General features: G+C 71.0%; 18 protein-coding genes. 10 read left to right on the top strand and 8 right to left on the bottom strand.

Annotated elements, in window-relative coordinates:
* The first annotated feature begins 27 nt into the window (after positions 1-27).
* Positions 28-1,038 carry a glycerophosphodiester phosphodiesterase gene (locus tag AC3IPY_RS12625; RefSeq protein WP_489184627.1) on the top strand — a complete coding sequence of 337 codons (1,011 nt, stop codon included), beginning with the start codon at positions 28-30 and terminating at the stop codon, positions 1,036-1,038.
* Positions 1,039-1,053: 15 nt separating this feature from the next.
* Here the strand turns inward: AC3IPY_RS12625 and AC3IPY_RS12620 are convergent, their stop codons facing one another.
* Positions 1,054-1,332: a metal-sensitive transcriptional regulator gene (locus AC3IPY_RS12620; RefSeq protein WP_489184626.1), complete on the bottom strand. Its 279-nt coding sequence runs from the start codon at positions 1,330-1,332 to the stop codon at positions 1,054-1,056.
* Positions 1,333-1,409: 77 nt separating this feature from the next.
* Here AC3IPY_RS12620 and AC3IPY_RS12615 point away from each other — a divergent pair, with 77 nt between their 5' ends.
* Complete coding sequence (locus tag AC3IPY_RS12615; RefSeq protein WP_489184625.1) at positions 1,410-3,284, top strand: DUF2207 family protein; 1,875 nt, start codon at positions 1,410-1,412, stop codon at positions 3,282-3,284.
* Here the strand turns inward: AC3IPY_RS12615 and AC3IPY_RS12610 are convergent.
* A complete protein-coding gene (locus AC3IPY_RS12610) occupies positions 3,240-3,494 on the bottom strand; it encodes a hypothetical protein (protein ID WP_489184624.1) in 255 nt (84 codons plus the stop codon). The genes AC3IPY_RS12615 and AC3IPY_RS12610 overlap by 45 nt on opposite strands.
* Before the next feature lie 110 nt (positions 3,495-3,604).
* On the opposite strand from AC3IPY_RS12610, the gene AC3IPY_RS12605 reads away from it, so the two are divergent.
* The 7 genes from AC3IPY_RS12605 to AC3IPY_RS12575 all read left to right on the top strand — a co-directional run bounded on the left by AC3IPY_RS12605 (position 3,605) and on the right by AC3IPY_RS12575 (position 11,646).
* Positions 3,605-4,336 (top strand): ZIP family metal transporter, encoded by a 732-nt coding sequence (locus AC3IPY_RS12605; RefSeq protein ID WP_489184623.1) that lies wholly within the window; start codon positions 3,605-3,607, stop codon positions 4,334-4,336.
* Between the two features lie 273 nt (positions 4,337-4,609).
* On the top strand, positions 4,610-6,733 hold the full coding sequence (locus tag AC3IPY_RS12600; protein WP_489184622.1) for a DEAD/DEAH box helicase: 2,124 nt from the start codon (positions 4,610-4,612) through the stop codon (positions 6,731-6,733).
* Positions 6,734-6,872: 139 nt separating this feature from the next.
* Positions 6,873-7,904 (top strand): 6-phosphofructokinase, encoded by a 1,032-nt coding sequence (locus tag AC3IPY_RS12595; protein ID WP_489184621.1) that lies wholly within the window; start codon positions 6,873-6,875, stop codon positions 7,902-7,904.
* Between the two features lie 2 nt (positions 7,905-7,906).
* Positions 7,907-8,422 carry an 8-oxo-dGTP diphosphatase gene (locus tag AC3IPY_RS12590; RefSeq protein WP_489184620.1) on the top strand — a complete coding sequence of 172 codons (516 nt, stop codon included), beginning with the start codon at positions 7,907-7,909 and terminating at the stop codon, positions 8,420-8,422.
* Between the two features lie 97 nt (positions 8,423-8,519).
* Positions 8,520-9,716, top strand: a complete 1,197-nt coding sequence (locus AC3IPY_RS12585; RefSeq protein ID WP_489184619.1) for an inorganic phosphate transporter — start codon at positions 8,520-8,522, stop codon at positions 9,714-9,716.
* A complete protein-coding gene (locus tag AC3IPY_RS12580) occupies positions 9,713-10,057 on the top strand; it encodes a peptidase (protein ID WP_489184618.1) in 345 nt (114 codons plus the stop codon). Before AC3IPY_RS12585 ends, AC3IPY_RS12580 begins: the two co-directional genes overlap by 4 nt.
* A gap of 137 nt (positions 10,058-10,194) precedes the next feature.
* Positions 10,195-11,646: an NCS2 family permease gene (locus AC3IPY_RS12575; protein WP_489184617.1), complete on the top strand. Its 1,452-nt coding sequence runs from the start codon at positions 10,195-10,197 to the stop codon at positions 11,644-11,646.
* A gap of 95 nt (positions 11,647-11,741) precedes the next feature.
* On the opposite strand, the gene AC3IPY_RS12570 is transcribed toward AC3IPY_RS12575, so the two are convergent.
* Positions 11,742-13,028, bottom strand: a complete 1,287-nt coding sequence (locus AC3IPY_RS12570) for a uracil-xanthine permease family protein (RefSeq protein WP_489184616.1) — start codon at positions 13,026-13,028, stop codon at positions 11,742-11,744.
* A 121-nt stretch (positions 13,029-13,149) separates the two neighbouring features.
* Between AC3IPY_RS12570 and AC3IPY_RS12565 the strand changes: the two genes are divergently transcribed.
* The gene (locus tag AC3IPY_RS12565; RefSeq protein ID WP_489184615.1) at positions 13,150-13,449 is read left to right on the top strand and encodes a DUF4190 domain-containing protein; all 300 of its coding nucleotides are present in this window, start codon (positions 13,150-13,152) and stop codon (positions 13,447-13,449) included.
* 39 nt (positions 13,450-13,488) lie between these two features.
* Here the strand turns inward: AC3IPY_RS12565 and AC3IPY_RS12560 are convergent, their stop codons facing one another.
* Genes AC3IPY_RS12560 through AC3IPY_RS12540 form a run of 5 tightly spaced genes read right to left on the bottom strand, consistent with a single transcriptional unit; the run spans position 13,489 to position 18,660 of the window.
* On the bottom strand, positions 13,489-14,286 hold the full coding sequence (locus tag AC3IPY_RS12560; protein ID WP_489184614.1) for a FadR/GntR family transcriptional regulator: 798 nt from the start codon (positions 14,284-14,286) through the stop codon (positions 13,489-13,491).
* A gap of 27 nt (positions 14,287-14,313) precedes the next feature.
* Positions 14,314-15,105 (bottom strand): 3-oxoacyl-ACP reductase, encoded by a 792-nt coding sequence (locus AC3IPY_RS12555; protein WP_489184613.1) that lies wholly within the window; start codon positions 15,103-15,105, stop codon positions 14,314-14,316.
* A 57-nt stretch (positions 15,106-15,162) separates the two neighbouring features.
* Positions 15,163-16,518, bottom strand: coding sequence for an aldehyde dehydrogenase family protein (locus AC3IPY_RS12550; protein WP_489184612.1), 1,356 nt, complete (start codon positions 16,516-16,518; stop codon positions 15,163-15,165).
* On the bottom strand, positions 16,515-17,312 hold the full coding sequence (locus AC3IPY_RS12545) for a gamma-glutamyl-gamma-aminobutyrate hydrolase family protein (RefSeq protein WP_489184611.1): 798 nt from the start codon (positions 17,310-17,312) through the stop codon (positions 16,515-16,517). Before AC3IPY_RS12545 ends, AC3IPY_RS12550 begins: the two co-directional genes overlap by 4 nt.
* The gene (locus AC3IPY_RS12540; protein WP_489184610.1) at positions 17,293-18,660 is read right to left on the bottom strand and encodes a glutamine synthetase family protein; all 1,368 of its coding nucleotides are present in this window, start codon (positions 18,658-18,660) and stop codon (positions 17,293-17,295) included. Before AC3IPY_RS12540 ends, AC3IPY_RS12545 begins: the two co-directional genes overlap by 20 nt.
* Positions 18,661-18,819 lie beyond the last annotated feature (159 nt).

The raw sequence follows: 18,819 nt of genomic DNA, 5'->3' as shown, positions 1-18,819 counted from the left end.
GCGCGATCGGTGGAAAGGCCCGAACCCGTGACCCGTACTCCAGGCGCGATCGACCCGACGATCGCACCACTCGACGCCCACCCGCCCGCTCATCCGATCACCGGCACCCGTGCCCGTACCCGAACTCGTCTCCGTGTCCGCATCCGTGCCCGGTTCGCCTTCGACCCGCCCCGCCGCACCGTCCGCGTGCTCGCGGGCGCCGTGGGCGTCGCGGCGGTCTCGACCCTGATCTTCGTGCTCGGCACGCCCACGAGCGCCACGGCGATCGACGTGTTCGGCGCGTTGCGCGGCCCGGGTGAACCGGCCCTGATCATCGGCCACCGCGGCGACCGGGCCGAGGCCCCCGAGAACACGATGCCCTCGCTCGAGCTCGCCATGGACCGGCTCGCCTACGTCGAGACCGACGTGCAGCTCAGTCGCGACGGCGTGCCGATGCTCTTCCACGACACCGACCTGGAGCGCATCACCGGCGACCCGCGCTCGGTCGGCGACCTCGACGTCGAAGAGCTCGGGCGCCTCGACGTCGGCGCCTGGTACGGCGCGGACTTCGCGGGCGAGCGGATGCCGACGCTCGAGCAGTTCCTCGAGGCGCTCGCCGAGCGCCCCGACGCGCGGGCCCTCGTCGAGCTCAAGGCCGACTGGACGAACGAGGAGGTGCTCACGGTCGTCGGCCTCATCGAACGCCACGGCCTGCGCGGACGCGTCGTGCTCGAGAGCTTCAGCCTCGAGACGCTCTTCGCCGTGCAGCGGGTCTCGCCGACGACCCCGCGCATCATGCTCATCCGCGAGCTCCCGGCCGATCCCGTGCCGATGGCGGAGCGGCTCGGGCTCGTCGGCTTCGGCACGACCGCGAGGTCGGTGACCGCCCAGCCGCAGGCGCTCGAGGCGCTGCACGAGGCGGGGGTCGCGGTGCTCTGCTACACCCTGAACACCGAGGACCGGTGGGAGGAGGTCGGCGCGCTCGGGGTCGACGGCATCATCACCGACGAGCCGAGCGAGCTCGACGAGTGGCTCGCCGTGACCGCGCCGGGCACCTGACCGGGGCGCGGCCGGTCAGCCACGGTTGTTCGACAGCTCGAAGATGCGCAGCAGCTCGGCGACCGCGGCGTCGCGCTGCTCCCCGCCGGCCTCGTACATCTCGCTCACATGCGTGCGCAGGTGGTTCTCGACGAGCAGCTTGTTCAGCGATGCGAGGGACTTCTGCACCGCGAGCGACAGGGTGATGATGTCGACGCAGTAGTCCTCGTTCTCGATCATCTTCTCGATGCCGCGCAGCTGGCCCTCGATGATCTTGGTGCGGTGCAGGGAGCGCTTCTTGATGTCGTCGATCACCACACCATCGTACGCCCGCGAGGCTGTACCCCCGGGGGTACTGCCCGCGCACGTCGGCGGAACGATAGCCTGATTCGGTGAGTGCGTTCCCGATCAGGAGGTCGTGGTTCGCCGCCGTCATCGTCGCGGGGGCGCTCGCGCTCGCGCCGGGCGCTGCGGCGTCAGCCGTGACATCCGCCGCCCGAAGCGACCTGTCGTCGGCCGCCGACGCGGTGACGGCGGTTCCCGCCGGTGTCGACGACTTCACCTTCGCGTCCTTCGACGCCGTCTACGAGCTCGGTCGCGATGCCGACGGCCGATCGGTGCTCGAGACCACCGAGACGCTCGTCGCGCAGTTCCCCGAGTACGACCAGAACCGCGGCATCCGGCGGGCGATCCCGCTCGACTACGACGGACACCCGGTCGACGTGCAGGTCGAGTCGGTGACGGATGCCTCGGGTCAGCCGCGCCGCTACGAGACCGAGACCGACGAGGACGACGAGTTCCTGCTCGTCACCGTCGCGGGTTCGGCCTACGTGCACGGCGAGCAGACGTACGTCATCACCTACCGCCAGCGCAACGTGACGTTCCAGCCCGACGACGCGAGCATCGACGAGTTCTACTGGGACGTCAACGGCACCGGCTGGGCGCAGCCGTTCGGCACGGTGCGCGCCGAACTCCGCGTCGACGGGTCCCTCGCGGCCGCGTTCACGGGGGATGCCGCGTGCTATCGCGGCGGCGCCGGGTCGGGCATGCCGTGCGAGACGCTGGAGTACGGCGGCGATCCGCTGCTCGTCGCCGAGGCGGCCGGCATCGGACCCTACGAGAACCTCACGATCGCGGCCGCGTTCGAACCCGGCACCTTCGTGCCGCGCGACGAGTCGTTCGGCTCGTCCGTGGCGGCGGTCACGAGCGCCGTGTCGGCCGTCGTCGCGCTCGCGATGTTCGTGCTCGCGCTCGTGCTGCGCCTCACCAGCTGGCGGCCAGCACGGCGCGGCACGATCATCGCCCAGTACGAGCCGCCGCCCGGCGTCAGCGCGCTCCTGGCGGCCGAGCTCGTCGACCAGCCGTCGCGCGGGGTGACCGCCACGATCCTCGAACGCGCGGTCGCGGGCGAGCTGCGCATCCTCGATCGGGGCGGCAAGGCGTACTCGGTGCAGTTCGTGGGCGGGCCGCTCGGCGACCCCGACGCCCAGTCCGTCGTGCGGGCCCTGTTCAGCGACCGCCCGGCGGTGGGGCAGGAGCGGCCGCTCAGCGCGTCGACCGGCCTCGGTCTGCTGTTGGTCGACGTGCGCAAGGCCGTGGCCCGGCGCACGATCGCATCTGGCCTGCGGCGCAGTCCCGCCGTAGGGGCGCGCGTCGTGATCGCGGCCGTCGCCTTCGCGGCGGCCCTGCTCGCGTTCATCATGGCGGTCGTCGCCCTCGACTCGGTCATGGGCGGACTCTGGCCGCTGCTCCCGATGTTCGCGGGGCCGGTCTTCGCAGTCGCCGCAGGCATCGCCGTCGTCGGCGTGCGCCCGCTGACCGCCGAGGGGCGCCGCATCCGCGACCACCTCGAGGGGCTGCGGCTGTTCATCCGCCTGGCCGAGGCCGACCGCATCCGCATGCTGCAGAGCCCCGACGGAGCGCTGCGCGATCGCCTCGGCGCCGATCCGGCGGCCCACCCGGCGCCCGATCCGGCCGAGGTGCTCCGCCTCACCGAACGGCTGCTGCCCTACGCGGCGTTGTTCGGCCTCGAGCGCGAATGGCTCCGCGAGCTCGCGGACCTCTACGAGGTCAACGGGCGCGAACCCGGCTGGTACGCGGGCACCACCGCATTCGACGCGGCCCGGTTCTCGGTCGCGGTGGCCTCGTTCACCTCGACGTCGAGCACGTCGTGGTCGGGCTCATCGTCGAGCTCGTCGTCGTCGGGTTCGAGCGGCGGCGGCTCATCCGGTGGCGGCGGCGGCGGCGGCGGAGGCGGCGGCGTCTGACCCCGCCGCATCCGCATCGCCCGGCCCGCGTTCCTCGCCCAGGTCGACGCGTCTCTCGGCGTCGATGCCCGGCACCTCGTCGTCGAGATCGTCGTCGAGCGCGCGATGCTCGTCGTCGATCGCGGGTTCGACCTCGTCGAACTCGGTGTCCTGCGCCACGGTGAACTCGTCGTCTCGGGGCTCCGCGGCCGCCCCCGCCAGCTCGTCCATGCCAGCAGTGTAGGCCCGTGCGGGCAGCGCCGCACGGGATCGAGGACAGGTGCACGGGGCATCCGCGAGCCGCCCGCACCCGCGCCACATGGAGGCCTAGGCTCCCGAGCATGGCGGACTGGATCTGGGCGGCGCTCGCCGGCCTCGTGGCGGGCGGCGCGCTCGTCGTCGGCGCGGTCATCGCGTGGAAGGTCCGGGTGCCGCAGAAGGTCGTCGCCTCGGTCATGGCCTTCGGCGCCGGCGTGCTCATCTCGGCGCTCGCCTACGACCTCGTGCTCGAAGCGCAGGCGGAGGGCGGGTTCTGGCCGACGGTCGGCGGGTTCGCGACGGGCGCGATCGTCTACGTCGCGGCGAACACCCTGCTCGACCGGCTCGACCAGCGCAATCCGCGCGGCAAGGGCGAGGACTCGGGCACCGGCGTCGGCATCGCGCTCGGCGCACTGCTCGACGGCATCCCCGAGTCCGCGGTGCTCGGGCTCAGCATGGTCGGCGGCACGGGGGTCAGCGTCCCGGTGCTGCTCGCGATCGTGATCTCCAACGTGCCGGAGGGGCTCTCGAGCACCGCCGCGCTGAAGGACGAGGGTCGCTCGGCGCGCTACGTCTTCATCCTGTGGATCGGCATCGCACTCGCGAGCGCGGTCGCGGCGCTGCTCGGGTTCGTGCTGCTCGACGGCGCGAGCGGATCGACGACGGCGTTCATCACCGCGCTCGCCGCGGGCGCGATCCTCGCCATGATCTGCGACACGATGATCCCCGAGGCGTTCCGCACGGCGCATTCGTTCACCGGCCTGCTCGCGACGTCGGGCTTCCTCCTGAGCTACGCGGTGCACTCGGCGGGCTGACGGCTGCGCGGGCTGGAGCACGCGGCATCCGCCCGCCCTCGCGCGCCATCTCGCGGCATCCGTGCGTCTACGGCTAGACTGGACCCTGCGCCCAGGCGAATCCGTTCTTCGTCCGACCATGCGAGTTCCGCCCGCATGCTGCTCGGCAGTTCATCGCGAACAGGGATTCGCCCGAACCGCTCTCGTTCGCATCCAGGTGCGGCGTGCGGTCCCGGCCATCGCGATCGGTGACGGGCAGGCGCCCAGGAGACGAGCCCCGATACCCGGAGGATCATGGCCCAGACGAGGCAGCGTCAGCGAACGCGTTCGCGAGACGACGACGCACCCATCATCCCGATCCTCGCGCGCAAGGTGCGCGAGGTCGAGCAGAAGGCGCAGAAGGGCAAGCTGGGCCCGACGAACCGCACCAAGTTCCAGGTCATCGCGCTGCTCATGCGCGAGGAGCGCGCCAGGGTGAAGTCCGACGCCGAGGTGCCCGACGCCGCCCGCCCCGAACTGCTGAAGCGCCTCGACGGCATCGCGCAGATCCTCGCGAAGACCGCGGCGCGCGACACGAGCCTCATCGCCCTGCTCGAGCCCGATGCCTCGATCTCCACGGTCGCGCAGCGGTTCCGCCGCGACTGGCTGCTCGAGTCCGGCGCCGAGCTCAGCCCCGACGAACTCATCATCACGCGCGAGGCCGAGGTCAAGCCCGTGCTCGCCGAGAACCAGGTGATCCCGGCGTCGGTGCGGTCGCGACAGCTCGCGAACCCGTTCCTCGCCCCCGACTTCTCCAAGCCGACGGCGCCGCCCGTTCCGGTGCGCCGGCTCGCGAACTGGGAGCTGCTCGGCCCGCTGTTCAAGGCGTTCGAGCAGGGCTCGGGCGGCCAGGCGGCCAGCATGGAACTGCCCGAGGCGCCGAAGATCGACCGCCTCGCGCCGCGCGGGCTCGAACTCATGATGCACCAGGCGCGCTTCATCGAGGCCGCGCGCGAGGGGCACCGCACGTTCCTGCTCGCCGACGAGCCCGGACTCGGCAAGACGGCGCAGTCGGTGCTCGCGGCGTCCGTCGCCGACGCCTACCCGCTGCTCGCGGTCGTTCCCAACGTCGTGAAGATGAACTGGGCCCGCGAGGTCGAGCGCTGGACCCCGCATCGCCGGGCCACCGTCATCCACGGCGACGGCGACACGCTCGACGCGTTCGCCGACGTGGTCGTCGTCAACTACGACGTGCTCGACCGGCACATGGCCTGGCTCTCGACCCTCGGGTTCAAGGGCATGGTCGTCGACGAGGCCCACTTCATCAAGAACCTGCAATCGCAGCGTTCGAAGAACGTGCTCGCGCTCGCCGACCGCATCCGTCGCGCCGCGCCGGGCAACGACCCGCTCCTGCTCGCGCTCACGGGCACGCCGCTCATCAACGACGTCGACGACTTCCGTGCGATCTGGCAGTTCCTCGGCTGGATCGACGGCGACAAGCCGTCGCCGCGCCTGCTCGGCCTCCTCGAGGAGAACGGGCTCACGCCCGCCGAGCCCGGCTTCTACGCCGAGGCCCGCCGCACGGTCATCGACCTCGGCATCGTGCGTCGCCGCAAGGTCGACGTCGCTGCAGACCTGCCGGCCAAGCGCATCGCCGACCTGCCCGTCGAGCTCGACGACGAACTGGGCCGTTCGGTGCGCGCCGCCGAGCGCGAACTCGGCAACCGCCTGCTGAGCCGGTTCCGGGCGCTCGTCGAGGCCCGTCACCTGCGCATCGGCGACCTCGACGACGACCAGCGCGACCAGTTCATCCGCGCGGTCGCGAGCGCCGAGCTCGAGGAGTCGAAGTCGGCCAAGACCGGCGAGAACGTCTTCACGATGGTGCGTCGCATCGGCCAGGCGAAGGCCGGGCTCGCGGCCGACTACGCCGCGCAGCTCGCCCGCTCGGTGGGCAAGGTCGTCTTCTTCGCCAAGCACATCGACGTCATGGACCAGGCCGAGTCCGCACTCGCCGCGCGCGACCTGCGCACGGTGTCGCTCCGAGGCGACCAGACCGCCCTGCAGCGCCAGGCCGCGATCGACGCGTTCAACAACGACCCGGAGGTCGCCGTGGCCGTGTGCTCGCTCACGGCCGCCGGCGTCGGCGTGAACCTGCAGGCCGCGTCGAACGTCGTGCTCGCCGAGCTCAGCTGGACCGCGGCCGAGCAGACGCAGGCGATCGACCGCGTGCACCGCATCGGCCAGGACGAGCCCGTCACCGCGTGGCGCATCATCGCCGCGCACACGATCGACGCGCGCATCGCCGAGCTCATCGACTCCAAGCAGGGCCTCGCGGCACGCGCCCTCGACGGCCAGGACGTCGAGCCCGGCTCGGCCGACTCGGTGCAGCTCGACGCGCTGCAGCACCTGCTGCGCGCAGCGCTCGACGGCGCCCTCTGACCCGGGCGTCGCGCCGGCCCGAGGCGGCCGACGCGTACTCGTTGATGGAAAGCTATAGACTGCCGCAGTCGACCAGCCCCGCCGTTGTGGCATCCGGCACATCACTTGTTCAGACGAGCACTTTGGAGTCGTCCACACCATGAAGATCGGCATTCTCACCAGCGGCGGCGACTGCCCCGGACTGAACGCGGTCATCCGCGGCTCGGTCCTGAAGGGGGTCATCTCGTACGACACCGAGTTCGTCGGATTCCGCAACGGCTGGCGCGGCGTCGTCGAAGAGGACCTGGTGCCGATCGTGCGTCACGACGTCAGGGGCCTCGCCAAGCAGGGCGGCACGATCCTCGGGTCGAGTCGCACCAACCCGTTCGAGGGCGAGGGCGGCGGGCCCGAGAACATCCAGCGCATGCTCGACCGCAACGGCATCGACGCGATCGTCGCGATCGGCGGCGAGGGCACGCTCACCGCCGCGCGTCGCCTCTACGACGAGGGCGGCATCAAGGTCATCGGCGTGCCGAAGACCATCGACAACGACCTCGCGGCCACCGACTACTCGTTCGGCTTCGACACGGCCGTGCAGATCGCGACCGAGGCGATCGACCGCCTGCGCACCACGGCCGATTCGCACGGGCGCTGCATGGTGCTCGAGGTCATGGGCCGTCACGTCGGCTGGATCGCCCTGCACTCGGGCATGGCCGGCGGAGCGCACGCGATCCTCATCCCCGAGCAGCCGCAGACCATCGAGCAGATCGCCGAGTGGGTCGAGTCGGTCCGCGATCGCGGGCGTGCGCCGCTGGTCGTCGTCGCCGAGGGCTTCAAGTTCGCCGGCATGACCGAGGCGCACTCGCACAAGGGCCTCGACGCGTTCAACCGCCCGCGCCTCGGCGGCATCGCCGAGCTCATCGCGCCCATGATCGAGGAGCGCACGGGCATCGAGTCGCGCGCGACCGTGCTCGGTCACATCCAGCGCGGCGGCGAGCCCACGGCGTTCGACCGGGTGCTCGCCACCCGCCTCGGCATGGCCGCCGTCGATGCCGTGTACAACGGCGCATGGGGCTCGATGGTGACGCTGAACGGCACGAGCATCGACACCGTCTCCATCGCCGATGCGGTCGGCACGCTGAACCGCGTCCCCGAAGACCGCTACGACGAGGCGCGCATCCTGTTCGGCTGATCATGCCGCCGCCGTCTCCGCTGCCGCAGGTCTGCGTCTGCTACCTCCTCCGCGAGCACGGCGGGCGCACCGAGGTGCTCCTCGGGCGCAAGAAGCACGGGCTCGGCGTGGGCAACCTCGTCGGCCCCGGCGGCAAGCTCGAACCGGGCGAGACGGCGACGGATGCCGCGGTGCGCGAGGTGCTCGAGGAGACGGGCCTGCGCGTGCAGGCGTCCGACCTCGACCCGCGCGGACTCCTGACGTACCTGTTCCCGCACCGCGAGGCATGGAGCCAGGAGTCCAGCGTGTTCGTCTGCCGTTCGTGGACCGGCGAGCCCGAGGCATCCGACGAGCTCGAACCGGAGTGGTTCGCGATCGACGAGGTGCCGTACGAGCGCATGTGGCACGACGCCGGGTTCTGGCTGCCCGGCGTGCTCGCGGGCGGCTCCGTGCGCCGCACGTTCACCTTCGGGCGCGACCTCGCGACCGTCGTGGACGCGAATCAGCACGTGGTGGATCAGTCCGGGAGCGTCGCGTAGGATTTACGCGGCGTTCGTCTCCGGTCCACGCGGCCTTCGTCGCCAGTTCATCCGGTGAGTTTCCGCACCGTCCCAGACCGAACCAAGAAAGACGCCGGTGGATCTCACCCTCATCGTCGTGCTGGTCATCGCACTGGCGCTCTTCTTCGACTTCACCAACGGGTTCCACGACACCGCGAACGCGATGGCCACGCCCATCGCCACGGGCGCGCTGCGGCCCAAGGTGGCGGTCGGCCTCGCGGCGATCCTCAATCTCGTCGGCGCGTTCCTGTCGACCGAGGTGGCCAAGACCATCTCGGGCGGCATCATCAAGGAGGGCGACGGGGGAGTCCTGATCACGCCCACGCTCATCTTCGCGGGCCTCATCGGCGCCATCGTGTGGAACATGGTCACCTGGCTGCTCGGGCTCCCGTCCTCGTCGAGCCACGCCCTGTTCGGCGGGCTCATCGGCGCGGCTCTCGTCGGCGCCGCCCTGTCGGGCGCGGGCGAGAACCCGGTCGACTTCGCCGTCGTGGTCTCGAAGGTCGTGCTGCCCGCGATCCTCGCACCGCTCACCGCGGGCCTCGTCGCCTACCTCGCGACCAAGCTCGCCTACGCGATCACCCGGCGCTACGACGGCAAGCCCGACGGGCGCGACGGGTTCCGGCACGCGCAGATCTTCTCCTCCTCGCTCGTGGCGCTCGCGCACGGCACCAACGACGCGCAGAAGACGATGGGCGTCATCACGCTGACGCTCGTCGCCGCCGGCCTGCAGACCTCCGGCAGCGACGTGCAGTGGTGGGTCATCGTCACCTGCGCGGTCGCGATCGCCCTCGGCACGTACATGGGCGGGTGGCGCATCATCCGCACGCTCGGCACCGGGCTCACCGACGTCAAGCCCGCACAGGGCTTCGCCGCAGAGACGGCGACCGCCGCGACGATCCTCGCCTCCAGCCACGTGGGCTTCGCGCTCTCGACGACGCAGGTGGCGTCGGGCTCGGTCATCGGCTCAGGGCTCGGGCGACGCGGGTCCAAGGTGCGCTGGCGCACCGCAGGGCGCATCGGCGTCGGCTGGCTGCTGACCCTGCCGGCCGCGGCCGCGGTCGGCGCGATCGCCGCGCTCATCGCGAGCTTCGGCCTCGTCGGCGTGGTCATCGACGCGATCCTCGGCACCGGCGTCATCATCGCGATCTTCCTGCTGTCCCAGCGCAGCGAGGTCTCCGCAGGCAACGTCGTCAGCGAGGTCGCGGACTCCGGTCGCGCGGTCAAGATCAAGCGCAACCCCAAGCCGAAGAAGGGCAAGGTCGCCAAGTGATCGACTGGCTCTCGTTCCTGCTCGTGCTCGTGGCCGCGCTCGTGAGCGCCTGCGTGGTCGTCTCGGCGTACGCACTCGGCATCCGCCTGCTCACGGTCTCGGGCCGAACGCCCATCGTCACGCCGGCCGAGTTCACCGACGCGATCACCATCGTCTCCCCGGCCGAGATCCGCCAGGCCGAGAAGCGGGCGGCGAAGGCCGCACGCAAGAGCCCGCTGACCGACGGGCAGAAGCGCGCCGCGCTCGTCGGCGCCTGGGCGTGCTTCGCGGTCAGCGCCATCGCCGTGCTCGTGGGCGTCTACCTCATCATCGGCGAGCACCTGTTCGAGATCTTCAGCTGACCCGCCCTTTGCTGCTATAACTCAATCGCGGCCCTCGCTCGAACACGCCGCATTCGCTCCACCGCACTCGCTCCATCACACACAGTCCAACCGTCGGGCGCACCCGAATGCGCCCGTCCCTCATCGAAGGTTCCCGGATGACCACTGAAACCGCCCAGAGCACTCGACCCGACGGCGAGAAGCCCGTCGGCGCGTTCGACCGCTTCTTCCAGATCTCCGAACGCGGCTCGACGGTCGGCACCGAGGTGCGCGGCGGCCTCGTGACGTTCATCACGATGGCGTACATCGTGGTGCTGAACCCGATCATCCTCTCGTCGGGCGTCGACGTCGCGGGCGACACCCTCGCGTTCCCGGCGGTCGCGGCCGTGACCGCGCTCACCGCCGGCGTGATGACGATCCTCTTCGGACTGGTCGCGCGGCTCCCGTTCGCGTTCGCCGCGGGGCTCGGCATCAACTCCTTCCTCGCGTTCAGCGTCGTCGGGCAGGTCACCTGGCCCGAGGCGATGGGCCTCGTGGTCATCAACGGCCTCGTCATCGTGCTGCTCGCCGCGACCGGCCTGCGCCGCCTGATCTTCGACGCCGTGCCCTACGAGCTGAAGATCGCGATCACGGTCGGCATCGGCCTGTTCATCGCGTTCATCGGCTTCGTCGACGCGGGCCTCGTGACCGCGACGGGCCAGAACTCGCCGCCCGTCGGCCTCGGCATCGACGGGTCGATCGCGACCGTGCCGACGCTCGTCTTCATCGTCACCCTGCTGCTGACCGGTGTGCTCGTCGCCCGCAAGGTCAAGGGCGCGCTGCTCATCGGCCTCGTCTCGGGCACCGTGCTCGCGGTCGTCATCGAGGCGATCTGGCACCTCGGCTCGAGTGTCGACAACCCCGGCGGCTGGGGCCTCTCGGTGCCCGCGCTGAACGGGAGCCTGTTCGCGGTGCCCGACCTCAGCCTGGTCGGCGATGTCAGCTTCGACTTCGGCAAGGTCGGCTTCCTCACCGTCGTCATGCTCGTCTTCACGCTCGTCTTCACGAACTTCTTCGACGCGATGGGCACCATGACCGGCCTGTCGAAGGAGGCCGGACTGGCCGACGCGAAGGGCAACTTCCCGCGGCTGAAGAGCGCGCTCATCGTCGAGGGCGTCGGCGCCGTCGCCGGCGGCCTCACGTCGGGTTCCTCGAACACCGTCTTCATCGAGTCGGGCTCCGGCATCGGCGAGGGCGCGCGCACCGGCTTCGCGAACATCGTCACCGGCGTGCTGTTCCTGCTCGCGATGTTCCTCACGCCGCTCGCGCAGATCGTGCCGAGCGAGGTGGCCGCGGCCGCGCTGGTCATCGTCGGTGCCATGATGATGGCGCAGATCCGCGACCTCGACCTGAGCAGCTTCTCGGTGCTGCTGCCGGTGTTCCTCACGGTCGTCGTGATGCCGCTCACCTACTCGATCGCGAACGGCATCGGTGCGGGCTTCATCGCCTGGGTCGTGGTCCGGTCGCTCTCGGGCAAGGCGAAGACCATCAGCCCGCTCCTCTGGATCGTCGCCGCGGGCTTCGTGCTGTACTTCGCGCGCGGTCCGATCGAGGCGCTGTTCGGCGCCTGAGTTCCGAACCGGTCGAGCACGACCCGGAACGGCGGATGCCACGGGGCCGGCCCCGCGGCATCCGCCGTGCTCGTTCCGCCCGGTCGGGGGCCGGGTCAGTTCGTGCCGCGCGCCCGCCCGATGGCGGTCATGACGTGGTAGATCACGATCGCGGCGATCGTGCCGAGCGCGATGCCGTTGAACGAGACGCCGCCGACGGCGAACGTGAAGTCGGCGATGCCGATGATGAGCGCCGTCGCGGCCGTGAACTGGTTCGCGGGCCGTGAGAAGTCGACCTTGTTGTCGACCCAGATCTTGACGCCGATGATGCCGATGAGGCCGTAGAGCGCGGTCGTGACGCCGCCGAGCACACCGGGCGGGATCGTGTTGATGACGGCGCCGAACTTGGGGGAGAGGCCGAGCAGCACGGCGACGATGCCCGCGACCCAGTACGCGGCCGTCGAGTAGACGCGGGTCGCGGCCATGACGCCGATGTTCTCGCCGTAGGTCGTCGTGCCCGAGCCTCCGAAGAAGCCCGCGACGGTCGTGGCGAGCCCGTCGGCGAGCAGCGCGCGTCCGGTCGAACGGTTGATCGAGGCATCCGTCATCTGGGCGACGCCCTTGATGTGGCCGACGTTCTCGGCGACGAGCACCAGCACGACCGGCAGGAACGCGGGGAGGTAGCCCCACACCGCGGCATCCGCGAACGGATTCGCCGGGAGGTGGAAGGTGGGCAGGCCGACCCACGCGGCCGCCTCGATCGGTGCGACGTCGATCTGGCCGAGCAGGGCCGCGGTGGCGTACCCGATGACGACGCCGACGAGGATCGACATGCGCCCGAGCAGGCCGCGGAACGCGACGCTCGAGATGATCACCGCGGTGAGCGTGACGAACGCCGTGAACGGTTCCTGCATGAAGTTCTCGCGCGCGGCCGGAGCGAGGTTGAAGCCGATGAGCGCGACGATCGAGCCGGCCACCACCGGGGGCATGAGCGCGTCGATCCACCGGGTGCCGAGCCACTGCACGATGACGCCGACGAGGGCGAGCAGCACGCCGACGACGACGATGCCGAAGAGCGCGGCGCCCATCGGGTCCGCGACGTCGCCCGCGGCCAGGGCCGCCGTGATCGGGGCGATGAACGCGAACGAGGAGCCGAGGTAGCTCGGAACGCGGTTGCGCGTGATGAGCAGGAAGCCGATCGTGCCGATTCCGGAGAAGAACACGGTCGTCGCGGGCGGGAACCCCGTGAGGATCGGCACGAGGAAGGTCGCGCCGAACATGGCGACGACGTGCTGTGCGCCGAGGCCGATCGTGCGCGGCCAGCTGAGGCGCTCGCCGGGCGCGACCACCTCGCCGGGGCGGACGTGCCTGCCGTCGCCGTGGATCGTCCATGGCAGGTTCATGCGGCTCCGATCATTCGCATCTTCGGGGAACCCTGAGAGCGTATCCGGGGGTTCACCGGATGTCGCGGAGCCAGCGGCGTCCGTAGCGTGGAATCACCACCACGAACAGGAGTTGGTTTCCATGACCACCGCAACCGCCACCACGCCGAACGTCGCACCCGTGGCCGCCTCGACCCAGACGAACGGGTTCAGCATCTCGAGCCTGGTGCTCGGCATCGTGTCGATCTTCGCGAGCTTCACGTTCTTCGTGCCCGCCGCCGGCCTCGTGCTCGGCATCATGGCACTGAAGCGCGAGCCGGCCTCGCGCACCATGGCGATCTGGGGCATCGTGCTCAACGCCGTGATGCTCGCGGGCACCGTGCTCGCCACGCTCGGAGCCCTCGTCTTCGGGCTCGTGATGCTGCCGTTCGCATTCATCTGAGCATGACGCGCGAGGCGGGTGCTCCTCGGGGCGCCCGCCTCAGGCGTAGAACCCGCGCAGCAGCGCCTCGGTGCCGCCGACGTGCTCGGCCATGGCCGCGGCGGCCTCGTCGGGGTTGCCGCGCAGGATCGCCGTGACGATCGCACGGTGCTGATCGTTCGCATGCGCGATGTTCGGCGCGAGCAGCGGGATGCCGTCGAGCAGCTCGTTCACGCGCATGCGCACGTCGGCGACGAGCGGAATCACGCTCGGCACGCCGAGCAACTCGGCGATGAGCAGGTGCAGGCGCGAGTCCGCAGTGCGGTACTGGTCTGCGGATGCCTCGCCGCACGCCTCGTACGCCTGCCAGAGCCGTTCACGGTCGGCCCCGCTCAGCTCGCTCTCGGCGGCCCGTCGTGCGGTGCCGACCTCGACCACGGCCCGGAGGCCCAGCGTGTCCTCGAGACGCGCCGCGTGCCTGCTGCGCTCTTCGTCGGTCACGGCGCCGGCCACGACGGGAGTGGGCGTCGGCAGCACGTCGGAGACGAACGTGCCGCCGTTGCGCCCGCGGCGCGCGACGAGCCAGCCGGCTTCGGAGAGTGAGGCGATCGCCTCGCGCAGCGTGTCACGGCTCACCTCGAGCATGCCCGCGAGCTCGCGTTCGGGCGGCAGCCGGTCGCCGGGGCCGATGAGCCCGAGGCGCACCGACTGCAGCAGGCGCTGCACCGTCTCCTCGAAGGCGTTCGCGGTGCGCGCCGGCGTGAACAGCAGCGCCGCGCTCGCGGTGCCGGTCGCAGCCTCGATCACCGGGTCGGATGCGGCATCCGGACCATGGTGCGACGCGGAACTGACGGTCATGCGCTCAAGCCTAGGCGGGAGGAACGCCTAGAGCGGCGTCACGTACGCGGAGCTGATGCCGCCGTCGACGAGGAACGTCGACCCCGTGATGAAGGACGCGTCGTCGCTCGCGAGGAACGCGACCGCGGCGGCGAGCTCCTCCGGTTCGGCGAAGCGGCCGAGGGGGATGTGCACGAGCCGGCGCTGCGCGCGCTCGGGGTCCTTCGCGAACAACTCCTGCAGGAGCGGGGTGTTGACGGGGCCGGGGCAGAGGGCGTTCACGCGGATGCCCTGGCGGGCGAACTGCACGCCGAGTTCCCGGCTCATCGCGAGCACGCCCCCCTTCGAGGCCGTGTACGAGATCTGCGAGGTCGCCGACCCCAGGACCGCGACGAAGGACGCCGTGTTGATGATCGAGCCGCGCCCCTGCACGACCATGTGGCGGAGGGCGGCGCGCGAGCACAGGTAGACCGACTTCAGGTTGACGTCCTGCACCTTCTGCCACGCCGGCAGCTCGGTGGTCTCGATCGAGTCGTCGTCGGGCGGGGAGATGCCGGCGTTGTTGAACGCGATGTCGACGGAGCCGTACGCGTCGGCCGCCGAGTCGAAGAGGCGGTCGACCTGCACCTGGTCGGTCACGTCGACCGGTACGAACAGGCCGCCCACGAGCTCGGCCGCGGCCGGGCCGTTGACGGCGTCCATGTCGCCGATGACGACCTTCGCGCCCTCGGCGGCGAGCCGCTTCGCGGTGGCGAGTCCGATGCCGGATGCGCCGCCGGTGATGACGGCCGTTCGGCCGGCCAGCCGCTGCGTGAGGTCGATGCGGGGGAGGTCGGTCATGGTGCTCCTGTCGTGGGATTCGGCGATGGGATTCGAAGGTCGGTCGGCCGCGATCGGTCAGTCGGCCGCGATGAAGACGTTCTTCGTCTCGGTGAAGGCGAGCGGCGCGTCGGGCCCGAGTTCTCGGCCGAGGCCCGACTGCTTGAACCCGCCGAACGGCGTGGCGTAGCGCACCGACGAATGCGAGTTCACGCTCAGGTTGCCGGCTTCGACGGCACGGGCGACGCGGATGCCGCGGCTGAGGTCGCGCGTCCAGATCGAGCCCGACAGGCCGTACCGACTCGCGTTGGCGAAGCCGATCGCGTCGGCCTCGTCGTCGAACGGGAAGACGGAGACCACGGGACCGAAGATCTCCTCGCGTGCGGCCCTGGCGTCCCTGGCGGGCGTCAGCACGGTCGGCGCGAACCAGAAGCCCTCGCCCTCCGGCGCCGTGCCGCGGAAGGCCACGTCGCGGTCGTCGGGCACGAACGAGCGCACGCGTTCGAGGTGCTCGCGGGCCACGAGCGGGCCCATCTCGGTCGTGACATCCGTCGGGTCGCCGACCTTCACCCCCGCGACCGCGGGCTCGAGCAACTCCATGAACCGGTCGTGGACGCGGCGATCGACGAGGATGCGGCTTCGCGCGCAGCAGTCCTGACCGGCGTTCTCGAAGACGCCGTACGGCGCGGTCGCGGCGGCCTTCTCGAGGTCGGCGTCGGCGAAGACGATGTTGGCGCTCTTGCCGCCGAGTTCGAGGGTCACGCGCTTCACCTGGTCGGCGCAGCCGGCCATGATGTGCTTGCCGACCTCGGTGGAACCCGTGAAGACCACCTTGCGCACGGTCTCGTTCGTGACGAACCGCTCGCCGACGACGGATCCCCGGCCCGGCACGACCTGGAAGAGTCCGTCGGGCAGCCCCGCCTCGAGGCCGAGCTCGGCCAGGCGCAGGCTCGTGAGCGGCGTCCACTCGGCGGGCTTCAGCACGACCGCGTTGCCGGCCGCGAGCGCCGGGGCGAACCCCCACGACGCGATCGTCATCGGGAAGTTCCACGGCGTGATCACGCCCACGACCCCGAGGGGCTCCTGGAAGGTGACGTCGAGTCCGCCGCCGACCGGGATCTGCCGGCCGAAGAGTCGTTCGGGCGACGCCGAGAAGTACTCGAGCACGTCGCGGACGTGTGCGGCCTCCCACCTGGCCTGCGAGATCGGATGCCCCGAGTTGCGCACCTCGAGCGCCGCGAGCTCCTCGACGGCGCCGTCGACCGCGTCGGCGAAGCGGCGGAGCAGGCGCCCGCGATCCGCGGGTGCGAGCTCGCTCCAGCCGCGCTGCGCGGCGGCGGCCCGGGCGATCGCGGCATCCGTCTGCTCGAGCGTCGAGGAGGCGACCGTCGCGACGACCTGCCCGTCGGCGGGGTTGACGATGGTGTGGGTCATGCGGTGCTCCTGTCGGCGCGGTCGGTGGATCGGGCGGCGCGGTGCGCGCGGGCGGCGTCGACGAGCCCGGCGAACAGGCGGCGGTCGGCGGCATCCTCCTCGGGGTGCCACTGCACGGCGAGTCCGAAGGGCACGGCGTCGACCTCGACGGCCTCGATGACGCCGTCGTCGCTGCGCGCGGTGACCGTGAGTCCGTCGGCGACGCGGTCGAGGGCCTGGTGGTGGTAGAGGTGCACGGGCAGTCGATCGCGGCCGATGAGCTCCCCGAGCAATGACTCGCGCTCGATGTCGACCTCGCCGTCGCCGAAGACGGCGGGGGCCGGTTGGTAGCGTTCGGAGCCCACGACGTCTGGCAGGTGCTGCACGAGCGTTCCGCCGAGCGACACGTTGAGCATCTGCGCCCCGCGGCAGATGCCGAGGAACGGCGTCTCCGAGGCGATCGCCTCGGTGAGCAGCGCGTGCTCCCATTCGTCGCGGTCGGTGCGGGGCGCCCCGGTGCGCGGATGCCGCTCCTGCCCGTAGCGTGCGGGGTCGACGTCGGCGCCGCCCGCGACGATGAGCCCGTCGAGCCCAGCCAGCACAGTGCGCGCGATCTCGGGGGAGGCGGGCTGCGGCGGCAGCAGCACGGCGATGCCGCCCGCGCCGGTCACCGCGTCGAGGTAGACCTTGGGCAGGAACGACGCCGGGACGTCCCACACGCCGGTGCTCGACCGCTCGAGGTAGGTCGTCACGCCGATGAGGGGTGCGGATGCCGCGGACGGGCCGCTTCGAAGGTCAGAGTCGTTCGAAGCCACGCACTCGCTCCCAGTCCGTCACGGCCGCGTCGTATGCCGCGAGCTCGACGTGCGCGTTGTTGAGGTAGTGGTCGACGACCTCGTCGCCGAACGCCTCGCGGGCGAGGGCCGAGGAGGCGAACAGCTCGGCCGACTCCCGCAGCGTGGCCGGCACCCGGGCCACGTCGCTCTCGTACGCGTTGCCGAGGAAGACCTCGCCCGGCTCGATCTCGTGGTCGATGCCGTGCAGGCCGGCGGCGATGAGCGCCGCGACCGCGAGGTACTGGTTGACGTCGCCTCCGGGCACTCGGTTCTCGACGCGCATGCCGAGCCCGTGGCCGACGACGCGCAGCGCGCAGGTGCGGTTGTCGAGCCCCCAGGCGATGGCGGTCGGTGCGAACGAGCCCGCGACGTAGCGCTTGTAGGAGTTGATGTTCGGCGCGGAGAAGAGCGTGAGCTCGCGCATCGCCGCGAGCTGGCCGCCCAGGAAGTGCCGGAAGAGCGTGGACATGCCGTGCGGAGCGTCGTCGTCGGCGAAGACCGCCTCGCCGCCCGTGCCGCGGAGCGAGATGTGGATGTGGCAGCTGTTGCCCTCGCGCTCGTTGAACTTGGCCATGAAGGTGAGGGCCTTGCCGTGGCGGTCGGCGATCTCCTTCGCGCCGTTCTTGTAGATCGAGTGGTTGTCGCAGGTGCCGAGGGCGTCGGTGTAGCGGAACGCGATCTCCTGCTGCCCGAGGTTGCACTCGCCCTTCACGCCCTCGCAGTACATGCCCGCACCGTCCATCGAGTTGCGGATGTCGCGGAGCAGCGGCTCCATGCGCGTCGACGCGAGCAGCGCGTAGTCGATGTTGTAGTCGCTCGCCGGCGTGAGATCGCGGTAGCCCTTGCGCCAGGCCTCGCGGAACGAGTCGTCGAACACGATGAACTCGAGCTCGGTGCCCACGAACGCGCTGAGGCCGCGTTCGGCGAGCCGCTCGAGCTGGCGCTGCAGGATGCGGCGCGGGGAGGCCTCGACGGCCGTGCCGTCGAGCCACTGCAGGTCGGCGGTCACGAGGGCCGTCGCCTCGAGCCAGGGTGCGGCGCGGAGCGTGGACAGGTCGGGCACGAGGGCCATGTCGCCGTAGCCGCGCTCCCAGCCCGACATCGCGTAGCCGCCGACCGTGTTCATCTCGACGTCGACGGCGAGCAGGTAGTTGCAGGCCTCGGCGCCGTGCCGGGCGACCTCCTCGACGAAGAGCCGGGCCGACACGCGCTTGCCCACGAGTCGGCCCTGCATGTCGGTGAAGGCGACGATGACGGTGTCGACCAGCCCCTCGGTCACCGCCCCCTGCAGGGCGTCGAGGCTCAGGAATCCCTCTGGTCGCGGCATCCGATGCTCCTCGTCGAACGTAATGGTCGGGGTGTCCGACCATTAGAGCACAGGAGGCGCCGCGGCGGTAGGAGGTCGTCAGCCCATCGAAGGGGCGTGCTTTCGGAGGTTCGGTGAAAAAGGTCTGGACGAGCTACCATTCCGCCCCCTACAGTCGGG

This window comes from Agromyces sp. GL_144, from assembly GCF_057834305.1.
This window is presented reverse-complemented; position numbering and strand designations above follow the sequence as displayed.